Here is an 18,302-nt window from a genome sequence, read left to right on the forward strand (position 1 = left end):
AAATAAACCCAATGCGCAGACAATACGGATAGAGGAGGAAAGCATCCCATACCCGGGAAACAACCGCCAGGCATTGGCCCGGCGACGATCGACCCTCAGGGATGAGGTGCGTAATCGCACCAGCCAGGCGTGTCAGGGAGGACGGATTTTGCGTCTTTCCGATCTGTTCTGCGCAGACGCGCGCTCACAGTGAAGCGATCAGACCATGGCCACGACCGCAAGATATGGCCATCAATTGATAAACAAAAAACCCCGGCAAGCCGGGGTTTGTTTTGCTGAAAACTGTGTTGACGGTAATTAGCCGGCGACAGCGATGCGCTTCATGTCAGTCATGTAGCCACGCAGTTTGCGGCCGACCGCTTCAATTGGATGCTGGCGAACGGCTTCGTTGACGTCACGCAGCTGCGCGTTATCCACCTGCGTTCCTTCAACCGCTTTACCCAGGTCACCCGGCTGCAGCGTGGTCATGAACTCTTTCAGCAACGGCACCGCGGCGAATGAGAACAGGTAGTTGCCGTATTCAGCGGTATCGGAGATAACCACGTTCATTTCATACAGGCGCTTACGGGCGATGGTGTTCGCGATCAGCGGCAGCTCGTGCAGCGATTCATAATAGGCTGACTCTTCGATAATGCCGGCATCAACCATGGTTTCAAACGCCAGCTCAACGCCCGCTTTAACCATCGCTACCATCAATACGCCTTTGTCGTAGTACTCCTGCTCTTCAATTTTACCTTCATACTGTGAGGCCGTTTCGAACGCAGTCTGGCCGGTCTCTTCACGCCAGGTCAGCAGGTTTTTATCGTCGTTGGCCCAGTCAGCCATCATACCGGAAGAGAACTCACCCGAAATAATGTCATCCATATGCTTCTGGAACAGCGGTGCCATGATGGTTTTCAGCTGCTCTGACAGTGCATAAGCACGCAGTTTTGCTGGATTAGAGAGGCGATCCATCATCAGCGTGATGCCGCCGAACTTCAGCGACTCGGTGATGGTTTCCCAGCCAAACTGAATCAGTTTTTCGGCGTAGGCCGGATCGGTTCCTTCTGCCACCAGCTTATCGAAACATAACAATGAACCCGCCTGCAGCATGCCGCACAGGATGGTCTGCTCGCCCATCAGGTCAGATTTTACTTCTGCCACGAAGGAGGATTCCAGCACGCCAGCACGATCGCCACCGGTCGCAGCCGCCCAGGCTTTGGCAATCGCCATGCCTTCGCCTTTAGGATCGTTTTCCGGGTGAACCGCGATCAGCGTCGGCACACCAAAACCACGTTTGTATTCTTCACGCACTTCGGTGCCCGGGCACTTCGGCGCTACCATCACTACGGTGATGTCTTTACGGATGGTTTCACCTACTTCCACGATGTTGAAACCGTGCGAGTATCCCAGCGCTGCGCCATCTTTCATCAGAGGCTGAACCGCCTGAACCACTGCGGAGTGCTGCTTGTCCGGCGTCAGGTTAACGACCAGGTCCGCCTGCGGGATCAGCTCTTCGTAGGTACCCACTTTGAAACCGTTATCGGTCGCTTTGCGCCATGATGGGCGTTTTTCCGCAATCGCTTCGGCACGCAGTGCGTAGGCGACATCCAGACCGGAATCACGCATGTTGAGACCCTGATTCAGGCCCTGCGCGCCACAGCCAACGATAACGACTTTTTTGCCTTTCAGGAAACTGGCGCCATCAGCGAACTCTTCGCGCGCCATGAAACGACATTTACCTAATTGCGCTAACTGGTTGCGCAAGTTCAATGTGTTGAAATAGTTAGCCATGGGTACTCCAGTGAGGTTGTGTTTGCTTTTTTTGTTCAGGGACGGCGTGTGGTGCAGCGCCGCGAATGACCCCATCATATGACAGGAATTCTGTTGCTTAAATTGATATATTAACAACGTCACATTGCAATAAATGCAACATCACGTTAAGGCGACGCGCATATGGATTTACGAGATCTGAAACTGTTTCTTCATCTGGCCGAAAGCTGCCACTTCGGCCGCACCGCGCGTGCGATGCACGTCAGTCCCTCCACGCTTTCGCGCCAGATTCAGCGGCTGGAGGAGGATGTCGGTCACGCGCTGTTTCTGCGTGATAACCGCACCGTCACGCTGACAGAAGCGGGTGAACGCCTGCGCCAGTTTGCACAGCAGACGCTGTTGCAGTATCAGCAGCTGCGCCACGTGATGGATCTTAACGGCCCGTCGCTCAGCGGCGAGCTGCGCCTGTTCTGCTCGGTGACCGCAGCCTACAGCCATTTGCCGCCGATCCTCGACCGTTTTCGTGCTGAGCATCCGCAGGTAGAAATCAAACTTAACACCGGCGATGCCGCCGATGCGGTTGAAAAAGTGCACTCCGGCGAAGCCGATCTGGCGATTGCCGGACGACCTGAAACCTTACCGGCCAGCATCGATTTTATGCCGCTCGGGCTGATTCCGCTGGTGCTGATTGCGCCAGCGTTGCCCTGCGCGGTGCGGACTCAGGCCACCCAGGCAGTGCCGGAGTGGTCGCAAATCCCGTTTATCCTGCCGGAGCAGGGACCGGCGCGCCGGCGTATCGATTTATGGTTCCGCCGTCATCGCATTGCGAATCCGTTAATTTACGCCACGGTATCGGGCCATGAGGCGATTGTTTCCATGGTGGCGCTGGGATGCGGTATCGCCCTGTTGCCGGACGTGGTGCTGGAGAACAGCCCGGAACCGGTGCGCAACCGCGTCATGATGCTGGAGAATGTTGAATCAGTGGCACCGTTTGAACTCGGTGTCTGCGTGCAGAAAAAGCGGCTCGGCGAGCCGCTGATCAGTGCTTTCTGGAGTCAATTGTAATCAGCTGCCCGCCAGGAAGAAGCGGAATGCCGGGTTCTGCGTTTCATCGTGAAAGTCATAACCCAGGTCGGTGAGATGCTCTTCAAAGCGCGGCTCATCGTTGCCCAGCTCAAACGCCGTCAGTACCCGACCGTAGTCAGTTCCGTGGCTGCGGTAGTGGAACAGCGAAATATTCCAGTGGGTGCCGAGCGTTTGCAGGAATTTCAGCAAGGCACCTGGCGCTTCCGGGAATTCAAAGCTGAACAGCCGCTCACGCAGCGGCTTGGAGGGCCGTCCGCCGACCATGTAACGCACGTGCAGCTTGGCCATCTCATCATCAGAAAGATCGACCACCTGGTAACCGCTGTCGGTGAGCTGGCTGATGATTTCGCTGCGCTCTTCCAGACCGCGGGTCAGCCGCACGCCAACAAAAATGCAGGCTTTGTCGGCATCGGCATAGCGGTAGTTGAACTCGGTAATCGATCGTCCGCCCAGCGTCTGACAGAACCGCAGGAAGCTGCCCTGCTGTTCCGGAATGGTCACCGCCAGCAACGCTTCGCGCTGTTCGCCCAGTTCGCAACGCTCAGAAACGTAACGCAGTCCGTGGAAATTGACGTTAGCGCCCGATAAGACGTGCGCCAGCCGTTCGCCTTTGATGTCGTGCTGCTGGATGTACTTTTTCATGCCCGCCAGCGCCAGCGCGCCAGAGGGTTCCGCCACGGCCCGCACATCTTCGAACAGATCTTTCATCGCAGCGCAGATTGCATCGCTGTCGACGGTAATGATGTCGTCGATATAGGCCTGACACAGCCGGAAGGTTTCACTGCCGATACGTTTGACCGCGACGCCTTCAGCGAACAGTCCGACGCGCGGCAGATCGACCGGATGGCCCGCCTCCAGCGCCGCTTTCAGGCAGGCGGAATCTTCAGACTCCACTGCAATCACTTTGATTTGCGGCATCAGCTGCTTAATCAATACCGCCACGCCAGCCGCCAGGCCGCCGCCGCCAACCGGAACAAACACCCGATCCAGATGCGCGTCCTGTTGCAGCAGCTCCATCGCCAGCGTTCCCTGCCCGGCAATCACTGCCGGGTGGTCAAAAGGCGGCACAAAGGTGTAGCCCCGCTGCTCTGACAGCTCAATCGCTTTGGCTTTTGCCTCGTCAAAGTTGGCGCCAAACAGATAAGCCTCACCGCCAAATGCGCGCACTGCATCAACCTTGATATCGGCTGTCGCCAGCGGCATTACAATCAGCGACTTAATGCCCAGCTTGCTGGCGGAGAGCGCCACGCCCTGCGCATGGTTGCCGGCTGATGCCGTCACCACGCCGCGCGCTTTTTGCTCTTCGTTCAGTCCGGCGATCATCGCGTAGGCCCCGCGCAGTTTGAAACTGTGCACCGGTTGACGATCTTCACGCTTCACCAGAATAGTGTTGCCCAGACGCGATGAAATTTTTTCCATAACCTGCAGTGGCGTTACCTGTGCCACTTCATACACCGGCGCACGCAGCACGGCGCGCAAATACTCGGCGCCACAGGGCGCCTCGGGTAGCGGTTGAGACTCGGCCATTTTAGCCTCCCAGCTTGCTCTTATCGCGGACCGCACCTTTGTCAGCACTTGTCGCGAGTAATGCGTAGGCACGCAGCGCAAAAGAGACTTCACGCTGACGATTGACTGGCGTATACGCCGCATCACCGCGCGCTTCCTGTTCCTCACGGCGGGCGTGCAGTTCGTTATCCGGCACGGCCAGCTTAATGCCGCGGTTAGGGATATCGATTTCAATAGTGTCGCCATCTTTGACCAGCGCAATGGTGCCGCCGTTGGCTGCTTCAGGCGAGGCGTGACCGATAGAGAGGCCGGATGTTCCGCCAGAGAAACGGCCATCGGTGATCAGCGCGCAGCTTTTGCCCAGTCCCATCGACTTCAGATAGGTGGTTGGGTAGAGCATCTCCTGCATGCCAGGACCGCCTTTAGGCCCTTCGTAGCGGATCACCACCACGTCGCCCGCCACTACTTTACCGCCCAGAATCGCTTCAACCGCATCATCCTGGCTTTCATAGACTTTGGCCGGACCGCTGAAGGTGAGGATCTCTTTATCCACGCCGGCGGTTTTAACGATGCAGCCATCTTCCGCGATGTTGCCGTACAGCACGGCCAGGCCGCCATCCTGTGAATAAGCGTGCTCGCGGGTGCGGATACAGCCTTCTGCGCGGTCGTCATCCAGCGTATCCCAGCGGCAATTCTGCGAGAACGCCTGGGTGGTACGAATACCGGCCGGACCGGCGCGGAACATATCCTTCACTGCCTGATCTTTGGTTAGCATGATGTCGTACTGATCGAGCGTTTCACGCATGGTCTGCTGCAGGATATTACGGGCGCTGCTGTCGAACAGGCCGGCACGATCCAGCTCGCCGAGAATGGCGAAGACGCCACCCGCGCGATGCACATCTTCCATGTGGTATTTCGGGGTACTTGGCGCCACTTTACACAGCTGAGGTACTTTGCGTGACAGGCGATCGATGTCGGAGATATTAAAGTCGATCTCGCCTTCCTGTGCCGCTGCCAGCAGGTGAAGCACGGTGTTGGTGGAGCCGCCCATCGCGATATCCAGCATCATGGCGTTCTCAAAAGCGGCCTTGTTGGCGATGTTACGCGGCAGCATGTTGACATCATCCTGCTCGTAGTAGCGTTTGGTCAGGCTGACGATGCGCTTACCGGCGTTGATAAACAGCTCTTTACGATCGGCGTGGGTCGCCAGCAGTGAACCGTTGCCTGGCTGTGACAGGCCAAGCGCTTCGGTCAGACAGTTCATCGAGTTGGCGGTGAACATACCGGAGCAGGAGCCGCAGGTCGGGCAGGCTGAACGTTCAATCTGCTCGCTGTCGGCGTCGCTGACGTTCGGGTTGGCACCCTGAATCATCGCATCAACCAGATCCAGCTTGATGATCTGATCGGAAAGCTTGGTTTTACCCGCTTCCATCGGTCCGCCGGAAACGAAGATCACCGGAATATTCAGGCGCAGCGACGCCATCAGCATTCCCGGAGTGATTTTGTCGCAGTTAGAGATGCAGACCATGGCGTCGGCGCAGTGCGCGTTGACCATGTACTCGACGGAGTCAGCGATCAGCTCACGCGAAGGCAGTGAATACAGCATGCCGCCATGACCCATGGCAATACCGTCATCCACCGCGATGGTGTTGAACTCTTTGGCCACACCGCCTGACGCTTCGATCTGCTCGGCGACCAGTTTGCCGAGATCGCGCAAATGAACGTGGCCGGGTACAAATTGGGTGAATGAGTTAACCACTGCGATAATCGGTTTACCGAAATCGTCGTCGGTCATTCCTGTCGCGCGCCATAAGGCACGGGCACCCGCCATGTTACGGCCGTGGGTGGTGGTGGCGGAACGGTACTTAGGCATGCTCTATTTACTCCAGTAAGAATAGGCTCGCGGGCGTCAGATAACGCCCGCGCTGAATCTGATTACGGGTTTACCGGATCTAACCAGCCCCATTTGTCTTCGGTTTCGCCAGTGAACAGACCAAAGAAGGCCTGCTGGATACGGGCAGTAATCGGGCCACGTTTGCCTTCGCCAACCTGAATACGGTCAACGCTACGCACCGGCGTGATTTCTGCTGCGGTACCGGACATGAAAATCTCATCCGCCAGATAGAGCGATTCGCGTGACAGCGTCTGCTCGCGAACTTCGATACCCATGTCGATCGCCAGTTTGATGATGGCGTCGCGGGTGATGCCTGGCAGCGCTGAAGAGGTAAATGGCGGGGTGAACAGAATGCCATCTTTTACTTCAAACAGGTTTTCACCGGCACCTTCCGAGATGTAGCCGTTGGTGTCCAGCGCAATGCCTTCCTGATAGCCGTGGCGACGGGCTTCACTGCCCACCAGCAATGAGGAGAGGTAGTTACCGCCGGCTTTAGCCGCCGTTGGCAGGGTATTCGGGGCTACGCGGTTCCACGAAGAAACCATCGCATCAATACCATTTTCCAGCGCTTCGGCACCGAGGTAAGCACCCCATGGGAAGGCGGCAATGATTACATCGGTGCTGAAACCGTCTGGCGGGTTCACACCCAGGCCCACGTCACCGACAAACGCCAGCGGACGGATATAGGCACTTTTCAGTTTATTGACGCGGATGACTTCGCGGCACGCTTCCATCAGCTCATCAACGCTGCTTTTAATCGGGAAACGATAGATTTTGGCGGAGTCGTGCAGACGTTGCATGTGTTCGCGATGACGGAACACAACCGGTCCTTTGTGAGAGTCGTAGCAGCGCACGCCTTCAAATACCGACGTACCATAGTGCAACGCGTGGGACATGACGCTAACCTTCGCCTCTTCCCACTTAACCATCTCGCCATTGAACCAAATAAAGTCTGCTTTCTTCGTGCTCATTTTTATTCCCTCTCGCGGCTAGGCGCGGATTTGTTGTGTTGTCTGTTGTTGAATCTGAACGCAGGCGACATCGATCAGTTTGCTTAACTGCGAAGACAGTAAATCGACGGAGCGCTGGCTGGCAACGGTCATTTCGATATTAATGTTTTCAGCGTTGGCCACTGAGGCCATGTTCATTGAGCAAACCTGAAAACCGCGGTGACGCACCACGCGTAAGATGCGCTCCAATATTTCAGGGCGAAAGCGGGCTTCGATAGACAATTGATGCTGGTTCATACGGTTTTCTCCATCATGTTTGCATTGCTGGCACCCGGCGGTACCAGTGGCCAGACGTTTTCATGCTCATCAATTGCAACATGCAGGAAGTAGGGACCTTCGCTGTTCAGCAGAGCATCAAGTGCGGCGTCGACCTGTTCTTTACGGGTGATGCGCTGGCCGGGGATATTGAAGGCGCTGGCCAGCGTCAGGAAATCGGGATTATCGGACAGATTGGTTTCGCTGTAGCGACCATCGAAAAACAGCTGCTGCCACTGGCGGACCATACCGAGACGCTGATTATCCAGCAGCACGATTTTGACCGGCAGCTTGCCGCGTTTGATGGTGCCCAGTTCCTGGATATTCATCATGATTGAGCCATCGCCAGAGACACAGATGACGGTGTCCTGCGGCCGGGCGACCTGCGCGCCAATGGCGGCCGGTAAGCCGAATCCCATGGTGCCTAAGCCGCTGGAGGTGATGAAATTCTCTGGCGCGCTAAACGCCATATGCTGCGCCGCCCACATCTGATGCTGACCGACGTCGGTCGTCACCACCGCGCTGGCGGGCTTGCGATCGGAGAGCTGCTTCAGCAACAGCGGCGCATAGATGGCGTCACCCGGATGATCGTAGCGCCAGCTGTGGCTGGCTTTGAGCGCTTTAACCTCATTGCGCCAGGCATCGATGTGCAACGGCTGGCTCAGCGCTGGCAGCAGATGGTTAAGATCACCCTGCAGGGAGACGTGGGCGCGGCGTAATTTGTTCAGTTCAGCCGGGTCGATATCAAGGTGAATGACGCTGGCGTGAGGGGCGAAGGTGTCCAGCTTGCCGGTTACCCGGTCGTCAAAGCGCGCACCGACCGCGATCAGTAAGTCACAGCTCTGCACCGCCAGGTTGGCCGCTTTGGTGCCGTGCATACCCAGCATACCGAGATAGAGTTCGCTGTCGGCATCGACGCTGCCCAGCCCTTTCAGGGTTGCTACGGCAGGGATGCCGGTTTCTTCAGCCAGCGCACGCAACGCCGGCACTGCCTGCGCCATCCCGACGCCGCCACCGATATAGAACATCGGTTTTTTTGCCTGCGCCATCAGCGCACGGGCTTCGATAATCGCCTGATGCGGCAGGTCTATCCCCTCTTCTACCGGCACCAGATGCGGCACAGGCTCACCCTGTGCAATCTGAATATCCTTAGGAATATCAACCAGTACCGGACCCGGACGGCCCGACTGCGCCAGGGCAAACGCTTCGGCCATGATCGCAGGCAACTCATCTAACGACTCGACCAGAAAGCTGTGTTTGGTGCAGGCCAGCGATAAACCCAGCACGTCGATTTCCTGAAACGCGTCGGTGCCAATGAAGGCGGAAGAGACCTGGCCGGTTACCGCCACAACGGGTACCGAGTCCATCATCGCATCGGCCAGGCCGGTGATCAGGTTGGTTGCGCCTGGTCCGGAGGTTGCAATGCAGACACCGGTTTTACCGGTCGAACGCGCATAACCAATCGCGGCCATCACTGCGCCTTGCTCATGACGACACAGTAGGTGTTCCACGCCGCCATCGTAGAGCGCGTCGTATACCGGCATGATGGCACCGCCAGGGTAACCGAATACGGTATCGACACCCTGCGCGCGTAAAGCCTGAACTACCCACTGTGCACCTGTCATCGCTATTCTCCTGTGTCCTGACCGGAACAACAGAATTTTATGCTACTGTTCATTGTTTGTTCCTTGTGGATTTACTGATATTTTGCCTGGTCAAAAAAAAACCCCCGGACCTTTCGGTGCGGGGGTTTTTTCGGATTCGAGGCTTGATTTTTAAGCCTTTCTTTCTCCAAGTGTAGCCCCGCACGGTAGGTTAATAATCACCACCACGCTAATCACAACCAGGCTAATCACTTGTAGAAGGGCTTTCATGTGTTATTCAATTCTTATTCGTGTTCGAAGTAATGCCTACAGAGTTAACATAGTCAGGGGCACTTACACAACATTTTTTGTCTGCTTTTTTCAGTGACCGGGGGTAGTTATTGACCTATCGGTTTGTAATAAAAAGGATAATTTGCGGATGATAAATATTCATCACTTTAGTGCCGTAATAATATTTTGCTGAATTTGCGCGCAGTCCCGTGACGTTTTGTCACGGTGTGCAACGATTAACGATCTGCTGTGCTTCACCCCGCAACAGGCCGATCAGGCTTTCGCTTTTCTTTTTGACTGACCGCAGACTGGCAGCCTTAAGGAGCGAGTATGTCATTATCAAAAGTCCTGACCCGCGCTGCATTGGGGGTAAACGCCCCCCTGGTGACTATCGAAGCACATATCAGCAATGGTCTGCCCGCGCTGACGCTGGTCGGCCTGCCAGAGACTACGGTAAAAGAGGCGCGTGAGCGGGTACGCAGCGCCATCATCAATAGCGGGTTTGTGTTTCCGGCTAAAAGGGTCACCATCAACCTGGCGCCGGCGGATTTACCTAAAGAAGGCGGACGCTATGACCTGCCGATGGCGATTGCCATTCTGGTTGCCTCTGAACAGCTTCCTGCGGACAAGCTGACCCGCTATGAGTTTCTGGGGGAGCTTGCCCTTGATGGCGCGCTCTGTCGTGTTCAGGGCGCGATTCCTGCGGCGATGGTGGCGATGCAGGCCGGGCGACAACTGGTGCTCTCAAGCGAAAACCAGCCCGATGTCGGACTGATTCGTCAGGATGCATCACTGATTGCTTCGCATCTCAGTGAGGTGTGCGCCTTTTTGCATAATCAACTCGTGCTGCCGGTCGCCGCCTATCCTGACGACCAGAATGAAGCGCATGGCGACGATCTGGCTGACATTATTGGACAGCAGCAGGGTCGCAGAGCGTTAGAGATTACCGCCGCGGGTGGGCATAACCTGTTGCTGATTGGCCCGCCCGGCACCGGCAAAACCATGCTGGCGACCCGGCTACCAGGTATTATGCCGCCCTTAAGCGATCAGGAAGCACTGGAGTGTGCGGCGATCGCCAGCCTGGTCAACAGCCATCTTTCACATCGACAGTGGCGTACAAGGCCGTTCAGGTCGCCTCATCACAGCGCCTCACTCTATGCTCTGATTGGCGGCGGCTCGTTACCGCGGCCCGGTGAAATCTCTCTGGCACATAATGGTGTGCTGTTTTTAGATGAATTGCCGGAATTTGATCGCAGGGTACTCGACTCACTGCGCGAACCGATAGAATCGGGGCTGATTGCCATTTCCCGTGCCCGGGCAAAAGTGACCTACCCGGCGCGGTTTCAGCTGATTGCCGCGATGAATCCCAGTCCCACCGGACATTATCAGGGGCAACACAATCGCTGCTCACCCCAGCAGGTACTGCGTTATCTCAGTAAATTGTCGGGGCCTTTTCTTGATCGCTTTGATCTCTCGCTGGAAGTTCCGCTGCTGCCCAGCGGGATGCTGCGTCAACAACGCCGGACAGCAGAAGGATCGGCGACAGTACGTCAGCGGGTCGTCGCTGCACGCACGATCCAGCTGGCGCGCGCAGGCAAGATTAATGCTCATTTGAACAACGCAGAAATTCTGCGCTGGTGTCAGATTGGCAAAGAAGATGCTGAATGGCTGGAGTCGGTGCTGGAGAAGCTGGGGTTATCGGTCCGGGCATGGCAGCGAATTTTGAAAGTGTCTCGTACGCTGGCCGATCTGGCGGGAGAAGCAACAATAAACCGTACCCATTTACAGGAGGCAGTTAGCTATCGCAGCATTGACCGGTTAATGATCCATCTGCATAACAGCCTGCAATAAAAAAAGGGGCATAAGCCCCTTTTTATTAGTCGTCGCTGTCGCTGAAATCTTCGACAGTATCCATCTGCGGTTTCCCGCCAGACAGAGTGTGAAAACGCTTCGGACGCTTGATGCGTGTAATGTATTTGGTCCATACACGCTCAGCTTCTGTTTGCGGCTCACGCTGACCACGACACACTTCGATAAATAACCGTTCTTCTTCTGTTGCAGGTTCACGCTTTGATAAATCAAGCTCATTAAAGGCGAAACCGTGGCGTTCAAGAAGCTGGGCTTCTTTAATCGTAAAATCACCGTGACGTGAAAAACCACGTGGGTAATGTTTGTTATCAAAGAAACGATTTTCGGTTAAGAAGCTTTCCGCCATGTTACACGCTCCTGATTCTATTAAGCCTTACTATTTATGGCGCGGAGTATTAGATAGGCTTGACAGAGTGTAAAACAAAACATTTAAATCTATACGACAAACAATTTTTGGGAGAACGCTGTGGATACGGAATTACTGAAGACTTTCCTGGAAGTGAGCCGCACACGCCATTTCGGGCGTGCTGCGGAAGCACTTTACCTTACGCAATCTGCTGTCAGTTTTCGCATCCGTCAGCTGGAAAATCAGCTTGGTGTTAATCTTTTTACCAGACACCGCAACAACATACGGTTGACGGCAGCAGGCGAACGGCTATTGCCGTATGCCGAGAGTCTGATGAGCACCTGGCTGATGGCTAAGAAGGAGGTCTCCCACACTCAGCAGCATCATGAGCTGTCAATTGGTGCCAGTGCTTCGCTCTGGGAGGCTTATCTCACTCCGTGGCTGCAGACGCTGTATGAGAACCGGGAGAGCCTGCATTTAGAAGCACGTGTGGCACAGCGTCATTTGCTGGTTAAGCAGCTGCATGAGCGTCAGCTGGATCTGCTGATCACCACAGAAGCCCCTAAAATGGATGAGCTGACCAGCCAGCAGATTGGCCATATCTCACTGGCGTTGTTTTGCGCGCGCCAGAGTGAGAAACGTGAGAAGTATGACTATATTAAGCTGGAATGGGGTGCCGACTTTCATCAGCATGAGAGCTATCTCTCGGGCGGGGATGACGTGCCGGTTCTGACCACGACATCGGCGCATGTGACACGAGAGCTGTTACACACCACCGGCGCCTGCGCCTTTCTGCCTGACTTCTGGCATGGCCTTTACAGTGAACTGATGGTTATTCCCGATACGCCGGTCGCGGTACGCCCGCTGTATGCCGTCTGGTTACAGAACAGCGATCAGCAAGCGCATATTCGTCAGCTGCTGAAGTTTCCGGTTCTGGTGAGGCAAAACAACTGAATTAACAGCAGGAAGGTGGGATAAATACGCGTCAAAAGCCAGTGCATTTTAGCTGGTTTTTTGTTTTGGGCTTTTTACAGGCAAAAAAAATCCTTTGCCGAAGCAAAGGATCGTTTTCTGGCAGGGGCGGAGGGACTCGAACCCCCAACACCCGGTTTTGGAGACCGGTGCTCTACCAATTGAACTACGCCCCTAAATAGGGTGGCGGAACGGACGGGGCTCGAACCCGCGACCCCCTGCGTGACAGGCAGGTATTCTAACCAACTGAACTACCGCTCCACCGATTCTTTCACAGCTATCAGCTACTGGCTGATACCCGTCTGTTCCTGCTGCTTTCCTTGTCAGGGGAAAAGGAACAAATTTGATGCCTGGCAGTTCCCTACTCTCGCATGGGGAGACCCCACACTACCATCGGCGCTACGGCGTTTCACTTCTGAGTTCGGCATGGGGTCAGGTGGGACCACCGCGCTACAGCCGCCAGGCAAATCTTGGTGCACGGAACGAATCTTTTACGTCATGGCCGTGCTGCCATGCCGCAGAATCCTTCGTTCCCGCTAATTTTTATCCGGTAACAAGCTGAAAATCTGTCCCTCAAAAACGCCTCTGGCGTTGTAAGGTTAAGCCTCACGGGTCATTAGTACCGGTTAGCTCAACGCATCGCTGCGCTTACACACCCGGCCTATCAACGTCGTCGTCTTCAACGTCCCTTCAGGACCCTTAAAGGGTCAGGGAGAACTCATCTCGGGGCAAGTTTCGTGCTTAGATGCTTTCAGCACTTATCTTTTCCGCACTTAGCTACCGGGCAATGCCATTGGCATGACAACCCGAACACCAGTGGTGCGTTCACTCCGGTCCTCTCGTACTAGGAGCAACCCCCCTCAATTCTCCAGCGCCCACGGCAGATAGGGACCGAACTGTCTCACGACGTTCTAAACCCAGCTCGCGTACCACTTTAAACGGCGAACAGCCGTACCCTTGGGACCTACTTCAGCCCCAGGATGTGATGAGCCGACATCGAGGTGCCAAACACCGCCGTCGATATGAACTCTTGGGCGGTATCAGCCTGTTATCCCCGGAGTACCTTTTATCCGTTGAGCGATGGCCCTTCCATTCAGAACCACCGGATCACTATGACCTGCTTTCGCACCTGCTCGAGCCGTCACTCTCGCAGTCAAGCCAGCTTATGCCATTGCACTAACCTCACGATGTCCGACCGTGATTAGCTGACCTTCGTGCTCCTCCGTTACGCTTTAGGAGGAGACCGCCCCAGTCAAACTACCCACCAGACACTGTCCGCACCCCGGATCACGGGGCCACGTTAGAACATCAAACATTAAAGGGTGGTATTTCAAGGTTGGCTCCACGCAGACTGGCGTCTGCGCTTCAAAGCCTCCCACCTATCCTACACATCAAGGCTCAATGTTCAGTGTCAAGCTGTAGTAAAGGTTCACGGGGTCTTTCCGTCTTGCCGCGGGTACACTGCATCTTCACAGCGAGTTCAATTTCACTGAGTCTCGGGTGGAGACAGCCTGGCCATCATTACGCCATTCGTGCAGGTCGGAACTTACCCGACAAGGAATTTCGCTACCTTAGGACCGTTATAGTTACGGCCGCCGTTTACCGGGGCTTCGATCAAGAGCTTCTCCTTGCGGATAACCCCATCAATTAACCTTCCGGCACCGGGCAGGCGTCACACCGTATACGTCCACTTTCGTGTTTGCACAGTGCTGTGTTTTTAATAAACAGTTGCAGCCAGCTGGTATCTTCGACTGGCTTCGGCTCGGGGAGCAAGTCCCTCCACCTACGCGCCAGCGTGCCTTCTCCCGAAGTTACGGCACCATTTTGCCTAGTTCCTTCACCCGAGTTCTCTCAAGCGCCTTGGTATTCTCTACCTGACCACCTGTGTCGGTTTGGGGTACGATTTTGTGTTACCTGATGCTTAGAGGCTTTTCCTGGAAGCAGGGCATTTATCACTTCAGCACCGTAGTGCCTCGTCGTCACGCCTCAGTGTAAAGTGAACCGGATTTGCCTGGAACACACACCTACACGCTTAAACCGGGACAACCGTCGCCCGGCCGATATAGCCTTCTCCGTCCCCCCTTCGCAGTAACACCAAGTACAGGAATATTAACCTGTTTCCCATCGACTACGCCTTTCGGCCTCGCCTTAGGGGTCGACTCACCCTGCTCCGATTAACGTTGAACAGGAACCCTTGGTCTTCCGGCGAGCGGGCTTTTCACCCGCTTTATCGTTACTTATGTCAGCATTCGCACTTCTGATACCTCCAGCAGCCCTCACAGGCCACCTTCGACGGCTTACAGAACGCTCCCCTACCCAACAACACATAGTGTCGCTGCCGCAGCTTCGGTGCATGGTTTAGCCCCGTTACATCTTCCGCGCAGGCCGACTCGACCAGTGAGCTATTACGCTTTCTTTAAATGATGGCTGCTTCTAAGCCAACATCCTGGCTGTCTGTGCCTTCCCACATCGTTTCCCACTTAACCATGACTTTGGGACCTTAGCTGGCGGTCTGGGTTGTTTCCCTCTTCACGACGGACGTTAGCACCCGCCGTGTGTCTCCCGTGATAACATTCTTCGGTATTCGCAGTTTGCATCGGGTTGGTAAGCCGGGATGGCCCCCTAGCCGAAACAGTGCTCTACCCCCGAAGATGAGTTCACGAGGCGCTACCTAAATAGCTTTCGGGGAGAACCAGCTATCTCCCGGTTTGATTGGCCTTTCACCCCCAGCCACAGGTCATCCGCTAATTTTTCAACATTAGTCGGTTCGGTCCTCCAGTTAGTGTTACCCAACCTTCAACCTGCCCATGGCTAGATCACCGGGTTTCGGGTCTATACCCTGCAACTTAACGCCCAGTTAAGACTCGGTTTCCCTGCGGCTCCCCTATACGGTTAACCTTGCTACAGAATATAAGTCGCTGACCCATTATACAAAAGGTACGCAGTCACCCCATAAAGAGGCTCCCACTGCTTGTACGTACACGGTTTCAGGTTCTGTTTCACTCCCCTCGCCGGGGTTCTTTTCGCCTTTCCCTCACGGTACTGGTTCACTATCGGTCAGTCAGGAGTATTTAGCCTTGGAGGATGGTCCCCCCATATTCAGACAGGATACCACGTGTCCCGCCTTACTCATCGAGCTCACAGCCTGTGTGTTTTTGTGTACGGGAGTATCACCCTGTACCCTGCGACTTTCCAGACGCTTCCACTAACACACAAGCTGATTCAGGCTCTGGGCTGCTCCCCGTTCGCTCGCCGCTACTGGGGGAATCTCGGTTGATTTCTTTTCCTCGGGGTACTTAGATGTTTCAGTTCCCCCGGTTCGCCTTGCAGCACTATGTATTCATGCTGCAATGATGCACTGAGTGCACCGGGTTTCCCCATTCGGACATCGACGGCTGTAGCGGTTCATATCACCTTACCGTCGCTTTACGCAGATTAGCACGTCCTTCATCGCCTCTGACTGCCAGGGCATCCACCGTGTACGCTTAGTCGCTTAACCTCACAACCCACAGGCGTTTTTCAACGCTGCGTGTTGCAAGCATTTGAGAGACTCGAACATGTCGTGGCTTTCATTCTTATTACGGAGAATGAAAACGACATGTCGTTTCAATTTTCAGCTTGTTCCGGATTGTTAAAGAGCAAATATCTCAAACGCGGCTCGGCTGCTCACGCAACTGAATCGGTTTTGAGATACTTCGTGGAGACACCTTTCACCTGTCACCAAGCAAGTGGCGTCCCCTAGGGGATTCGAACCCCTGTTGCCGCCGTGAAAGGGCGGAGTCCTAACCGCTAGACGAAGGGGACACAAAGGTGTCACGACTTCGCAGCCGTCTTGCTCATTACTTTTCTATCAGACAATCTGTGTGAGCACTTCGCGGGAAGGTATCTTCAGGTAAGGAGGTGATCCAACCGCAGGTTCCCCTACGGTTACCTTGTTACGACTTCACCCCAGTCATGAATCACAAAGTGGTAAGCGCCCTCCCGAAGGTTAAGCTACCTACTTCTTTTGCAACCCACTCCCATGGTGTGACGGGCGGTGTGTACAAGGCCCGGGAACGTATTCACCGTGGCATTCTGATCCACGATTACTAGCGATTCCGACTTCACGGAGTCGAGTTGCAGACTCCGATCCGGACTACGACGCACTTTGTGAGGTCCGCTTGCTCTCGCGAGGTCGCTTCTCTTTGTATGCGCCATTGTAGCACGTGTGTAGCCCTACTCGTAAGGGCCATGATGACTTGACGTCATCCCCACCTTCCTCCGGTTTATCACCGGCAGTCTCCTTTGAGTTCCCGACCGAATCGCTGGCAACAAAGGATAAGGGTTGCGCTCGTTGCGGGACTTAACCCAACATTTCACAACACGAGCTGACGACAGCCATGCAGCACCTGTCTCAGCGTTCCCGAAGGCACCAAGGCATCTCTGCCAAGTTCGCTGGATGTCAAGAGTAGGTAAGGTTCTTCGCGTTGCATCGAATTAAACCACATGCTCCACCGCTTGTGCGGGCCCCCGTCAATTCATTTGAGTTTTAACCTTGCGGCCGTACTCCCCAGGCGGTCGACTTAACGCGTTAGCTCCGGAAGCCACTCCTCAAGGGAACAACCTCCAAGTCGACATCGTTTACGGCGTGGACTACCAGGGTATCTAATCCTGTTTGCTCCCCACGCTTTCGCACCTGAGCGTCAGTCTTCGTCCAGGGGGCCGCCTTCGCCACCGGTATTCCTCCAGATCTCTACGCATTTCACCGCTACACCTGGAATTCTACCCCCCTCTACGAGACTCAAGCCTGCCAGTTTCAAATGCAGTTCCCAGGTTAAGCCCGGGGATTTCACATCTGACTTAACAGACCGCCTGCGTGCGCTTTACGCCCAGTAATTCCGATTAACGCTTGCACCCTCCGTATTACCGCGGCTGCTGGCACGGAGTTAGCCGGTGCTTCTTCTGCGGGTAACGTCAATCGACGCGGTTATTAACCGCATCGCCTTCCTCCCCGCTGAAAGTACTTTACAACCCGAAGGCCTTCTTCATACACGCGGCATGGCTGCATCAGGCTTGCGCCCATTGTGCAATATTCCCCACTGCTGCCTCCCGTAGGAGTCTGGACCGTGTCTCAGTTCCAGTGTGGCTGGTCATCCTCTCAGACCAGCTAGGGATCGTCGCCTAGGTGGGCCATTACCCCGCCTACTAGCTAATCCCATCTGGGTTCATCCGATAGTGAGAGGCCCGAAGGTCCCCCTCTTTGGTCTTGCGACGTTATGCGGTATTAGCCACCGTTTCCAGTGGTTATCCCCCTCTATCGGGCAGATCCCCAGACATTACTCACCCGTCCGCCACTCGTCACCCAAGGAGCAAGCTCCTCTGTGCTACCGTCCGACTTGCATGTGTTAGGCCTGCCGCCAGCGTTCAATCTGAGCCATGATCAAACTCTTCAATTTAAGTTTGATTTGCTTAAACAAGTTAAGCGGTGCTCATCTGTAAAACGTCATAATGAATTTCATTATGTGTTCACTCGTGAGACTTGATATTTTTTACGTCCGGAGACGCTGATATCAATCCTGCGAGTGCCCACACAGATTGTCTGATAAATTGTTAAAGAGCAGTGCCACATACTTCGTGTGGCGCGGGTTGCGTATAATACGCTTTCCGCATTGTCAGTCAAGCGTTTATTTTGCTTAACTCACTGGTTCGTATGATTTCGAACCTACTTAACCCGGCGCTTCGTAAGCCGTTGTGCCGTG

11 protein-coding genes, 3 tRNA genes and 3 rRNA genes are annotated in these 18,302 nt (G+C 55.0%); 3 read left to right on the forward strand and 14 right to left on the reverse strand.

From position 1 onward, the window contains the following. Positions 1-297: 297 nt before the first annotated feature. Entirely contained in the window at positions 298-1,773 is a 1,476-nt protein-coding gene (gene ilvC, locus AC6I8D_RS19155; RefSeq protein WP_312758747.1) for a ketol-acid reductoisomerase, read from the reverse strand. Positions 1,774-1,935: 162 nt separating this feature from the next. On the opposite strand from ilvC, the gene ilvY reads away from it, so the two are divergent. Then, positions 1,936-2,817 (forward strand): HTH-type transcriptional activator IlvY, encoded by an 882-nt coding sequence (gene ilvY / locus AC6I8D_RS19160; RefSeq protein WP_312758745.1) that lies wholly within the window; start codon positions 1,936-1,938, stop codon positions 2,815-2,817. Here ilvY and ilvA read toward each other — a convergent pair whose 3' ends face one another. From ilvA to ilvL, 6 genes are all read right to left on the reverse strand, one after another. Next, positions 2,818-4,365 (reverse strand): threonine ammonia-lyase, biosynthetic, encoded by a 1,548-nt coding sequence (gene ilvA / locus AC6I8D_RS19165; protein WP_312054126.1) that lies wholly within the window; start codon positions 4,363-4,365, stop codon positions 2,818-2,820. A 1-nt stretch (position 4,366) separates the two neighbouring features. Next, complete coding sequence (gene ilvD, locus AC6I8D_RS19170) at positions 4,367-6,217, reverse strand: dihydroxy-acid dehydratase (RefSeq protein ID WP_497820601.1); 1,851 nt, start codon at positions 6,215-6,217, stop codon at positions 4,367-4,369. A gap of 62 nt (positions 6,218-6,279) precedes the next feature. Beyond that, a complete protein-coding gene (locus AC6I8D_RS19175; RefSeq protein ID WP_031377328.1) occupies positions 6,280-7,209 on the reverse strand; it encodes a branched-chain amino acid transaminase in 930 nt (309 codons plus the stop codon). 18 nt (positions 7,210-7,227) lie between these two features. Continuing rightward, the gene (ilvM, locus tag AC6I8D_RS19180; protein ID WP_008926359.1) at positions 7,228-7,485 is read right to left on the reverse strand and encodes an acetolactate synthase 2 small subunit; all 258 of its coding nucleotides are present in this window, start codon (positions 7,483-7,485) and stop codon (positions 7,228-7,230) included. After that, on the reverse strand, positions 7,482-9,128 hold the full coding sequence (ilvG, locus tag AC6I8D_RS19185; RefSeq protein ID WP_497820602.1) for an acetolactate synthase 2 catalytic subunit: 1,647 nt from the start codon (positions 9,126-9,128) through the stop codon (positions 7,482-7,484). Before ilvG ends, ilvM begins: the two co-directional genes overlap by 4 nt. 150 nt (positions 9,129-9,278) lie before the next feature. Continuing rightward, positions 9,279-9,377: an ilv operon leader peptide gene (gene ilvL, locus AC6I8D_RS19190; protein WP_082097622.1), complete on the reverse strand. Its 99-nt coding sequence runs from the start codon at positions 9,375-9,377 to the stop codon at positions 9,279-9,281. Between the two features lie 330 nt (positions 9,378-9,707). Between ilvL and AC6I8D_RS19195 the strand changes: the two genes are divergently transcribed. After that, positions 9,708-11,228 carry a YifB family Mg chelatase-like AAA ATPase gene (locus tag AC6I8D_RS19195; RefSeq protein ID WP_497820603.1) on the forward strand — a complete coding sequence of 507 codons (1,521 nt, stop codon included), beginning with the start codon at positions 9,708-9,710 and terminating at the stop codon, positions 11,226-11,228. Between the two features lie 25 nt (positions 11,229-11,253). Here AC6I8D_RS19195 and AC6I8D_RS19200 read toward each other — a convergent pair whose 3' ends face one another. Then, a complete protein-coding gene (locus tag AC6I8D_RS19200; RefSeq protein ID WP_094121630.1) occupies positions 11,254-11,592 on the reverse strand; it encodes a MaoP family protein in 339 nt (112 codons plus the stop codon). A 120-nt stretch (positions 11,593-11,712) separates the two neighbouring features. On the opposite strand from AC6I8D_RS19200, the gene hdfR reads away from it, so the two are divergent. Then, positions 11,713-12,546 (forward strand): HTH-type transcriptional regulator HdfR, encoded by an 834-nt coding sequence (gene hdfR, locus AC6I8D_RS19205; RefSeq protein ID WP_312054117.1) that lies wholly within the window; start codon positions 11,713-11,715, stop codon positions 12,544-12,546. A 118-nt stretch (positions 12,547-12,664) separates the two neighbouring features. Here the strand turns inward: hdfR and AC6I8D_RS19210 are convergent. The 6 genes from AC6I8D_RS19210 to AC6I8D_RS19235 all read right to left on the reverse strand — a co-directional run bounded on the left by AC6I8D_RS19210 (position 12,665) and on the right by AC6I8D_RS19235 (position 17,999). Next, positions 12,665-12,740: transfer RNA gene (locus AC6I8D_RS19210), tRNA-Trp, on the reverse strand. An 8-nt stretch (positions 12,741-12,748) separates the two neighbouring features. Next, positions 12,749-12,825 (reverse strand) — tRNA-Asp (locus AC6I8D_RS19215). A gap of 87 nt (positions 12,826-12,912) precedes the next feature. After that, positions 12,913-13,028, reverse strand: a 5S ribosomal RNA gene (gene rrf, locus AC6I8D_RS19220). A gap of 131 nt (positions 13,029-13,159) precedes the next feature. Next, positions 13,160-16,063: ribosomal RNA gene (locus tag AC6I8D_RS19225) — 23S ribosomal RNA — on the reverse strand. A 230-nt stretch (positions 16,064-16,293) separates the two neighbouring features. Continuing rightward, positions 16,294-16,368: transfer RNA gene (locus AC6I8D_RS19230), tRNA-Glu, on the reverse strand. Positions 16,369-16,457: 89 nt separating this feature from the next. After that, positions 16,458-17,999, reverse strand: a 16S ribosomal RNA gene (locus AC6I8D_RS19235). The 16S, 23S and 5S rRNA genes sit together here with 3 tRNA genes alongside, the layout of an rRNA operon. Positions 18,000-18,302 lie beyond the last annotated feature (303 nt).

Source organism: Pantoea sp. X-Soil-MYKO-1785, assembly GCF_059730675.1.

Coding starts and splice junctions, on each gene's coding strand:
- ilvA (WP_312054126.1), bottom strand. CDS start 4,365: ATGGCCGAGTCTCAACCGCTACCCGAGGCGCCCTGTGGCGCCGAGTAT.
- ilvD (WP_497820601.1), bottom strand. CDS start 6,217: ATGCCTAAGTACCGTTCCGCCACCACCACCCACGGCCGTAACATGGCG.
- AC6I8D_RS19195 (WP_497820603.1), top strand. CDS start 9,708: ATGTCATTATCAAAAGTCCTGACCCGCGCTGCATTGGGGGTAAACGCC.
- ilvC (WP_312758747.1), bottom strand. CDS start 1,773: ATGGCTAACTATTTCAACACATTGAACTTGCGCAACCAGTTAGCGCAA.
- ilvY (WP_312758745.1), top strand. CDS start 1,936: ATGGATTTACGAGATCTGAAACTGTTTCTTCATCTGGCCGAAAGCTGC.
- ilvL (WP_082097622.1), bottom strand. CDS start 9,377: ATGAAAGCCCTTCTACAAGTGATTAGCCTGGTTGTGATTAGCGTGGTG.
- ilvM (WP_008926359.1), bottom strand. CDS start 7,485: ATGAACCAGCATCAATTGTCTATCGAAGCCCGCTTTCGCCCTGAAATA.
- AC6I8D_RS19200 (WP_094121630.1), bottom strand. CDS start 11,592: ATGGCGGAAAGCTTCTTAACCGAAAATCGTTTCTTTGATAACAAACAT.
- ilvG (WP_497820602.1), bottom strand. CDS start 9,128: ATGACAGGTGCACAGTGGGTAGTTCAGGCTTTACGCGCGCAGGGTGTC.
- AC6I8D_RS19175 (WP_031377328.1), bottom strand. CDS start 7,209: ATGAGCACGAAGAAAGCAGACTTTATTTGGTTCAATGGCGAGATGGTT.